The sequence below is a fragment of the Aliiroseovarius zhejiangensis genome (assembly GCF_014656375.1).
Classification (GTDB): Bacteria; Pseudomonadota; Alphaproteobacteria; order Rhodobacterales; family Rhodobacteraceae; genus Aliiroseovarius; species Aliiroseovarius zhejiangensis.
On sequence record NZ_BNCH01000016.1, the window covers coordinates 1 to 1,573 of the forward strand.

A 1,573-nucleotide genomic window follows, 5' to 3' on the forward strand; every position below is an offset into this window, starting at 1 on the left:
CAAACCGACTTCACGTATCTGAAAGTGATCGGCTGGGGCTGGTTCTACCTGTCCACCATCCTCAACGACTTCAGCCGCTACATCATCGCCTGGAAGCTTTGCACGACGATGAAGTCGGGCGACGTCACCGACACGCTGGACCTGGCCCTGCAGGCTTCGGGTTGCGATCAGGCAACCGTGCTGCACAAGCCGCGCCTGCTCTCGGATAACGGGTCGAGTTATATCTCTGGTGAATTGGCTGATTGGCTTGAGGATCAGAAGATGGATCACGTCCGTGGCGCACCGTATCACCCGCAAACCCAGGGCAAGATCGAGCGATGGCACCAGACGTTCAAGAACCGCATCCTGCTGGAGAACTACTACCTGCCCGGCGATCTCCGACGGCAGATCGACGCCTTTGTCGATCACTACAATCACCGGCGTTACCACGAGAGCCTGCAGAATCTTACCCCGGCCGATGTCTACTTCGGGCGCGGCCAGACCATTCTGAAACAACGAGAAAGGATCAAACGGAAGACCATCGAAACGCGACGCTTGCTTCACCGCAAACACGCCGCATAATCACACAAACCAGATGAGCCAAACTCTCACTTAGTTTTAGCCGCTCATGGTTCCAAAATCCCTGACGACGGACAGTCGCCATGCAGCAGGACCCGCTTCTGAATGAAATGCGCACCGGCCTTGCGGGCCTCCTCTGCCAACCAAGCGTCGCCATCAAGGCTGCTGTTATAGTAATCGTGATTGCCCGGCAGGGCGTAGATATGATCCGGTGGGATATACTCGGCCAAGTGCTGGAACACGCCCGGCCAGTTCCGCGCAGGGCCGTTCGTGAGGTCGCCTGCGAGGATCAGCGCGTCGGCGTTCCAGAGGGTTTCCTCAAAGCTCAGAAGGCTGATCGGGTCCAGCGCGAGCCGCTGGTAGCTGTCCAGGTGCAAATCCGAGAGGATCGCCAACGTGCCGTGCTGGAAGGGGATGGTCAGGGGGGTCATGGCGTGCTCCTCAATGCAACATGGGGTGTTTGGCCAGCGCCTCGGCGCGGTCGAGCATCCGGGCCACGGTGCGCAGGCTCAGGCGCGCGTTCGAGACCGCACCACCGTCGAAGACATCAACCAGAGCGGCCAGCGCCGGGTCAGGAAGGCCGCGGCGGGCGCCTTCGGTGATCGCGAACTGCCGTAGCTGGTCTGGCGTCAAATCCGGCAGGTCCAGCACCACACAGCGGCTCTGCAGGGGCTCAGGCAGGCCCGTCCGGCTGTTTGCCGTCAGCACCCAGTTGACCCAGGACATATCGCACTTGATCTGAAAGAACGGGCATTCCCACTGGGCCGCCGTCATGCGTTCGAGCAGCGGCAGGAGGGCGTCGGTGAGCGTATGTCGCACACCCTTGTTCGACTGCATTTCACCTGCCTTCTCGATTTCATCCACAATGACCAGGGGACCCGCGTGACGCGCGCTCAGGACGGTTTGCATGAGCTTGCCGGGGCCTGCACTCCCCCATCCCTTCTGCAAACCTACCAGAGAGAAGGTCGCAGGCTCACCCGTGGCGTCGATCATCGTCGTGGGCACCGCGAGATGA

2 protein-coding genes and 1 pseudogene are annotated in these 1,573 nt (G+C 60.7%); 1 reads left to right on the forward strand and 2 read right to left on the reverse strand.

The features are described from left to right. The coding region (locus tag IE188_RS16705) for a DDE-type integrase/transposase/recombinase (protein WP_191287657.1) at positions 1–561 on the forward strand (561 nt) is incomplete at its 5' end. Positions 562–605: 44 nt separating this feature from the next. On the opposite strand, the gene IE188_RS16710 is transcribed toward IE188_RS16705, so the two are convergent. Together IE188_RS16710 and IE188_RS16715 are read right to left on the reverse strand one after the other, a co-directional pair. After that, positions 606–989, reverse strand: coding sequence for a metallophosphoesterase (locus IE188_RS16710; RefSeq protein ID WP_191287658.1), 384 nt, complete (start codon positions 987–989; stop codon positions 606–608). Positions 990–999: 10 nt separating this feature from the next. Further along, a pseudogene (locus IE188_RS16715) lies at positions 1,000–1,573 on the reverse strand (AAA family ATPase); the annotation flags it as partial.

Coding starts and splice junctions, on each gene's coding strand:
- IE188_RS16710 (WP_191287658.1), bottom strand. CDS start 989: ATGACCCCCCTGACCATCCCCTTCCAGCACGGCACGTTGGCGATCCTC.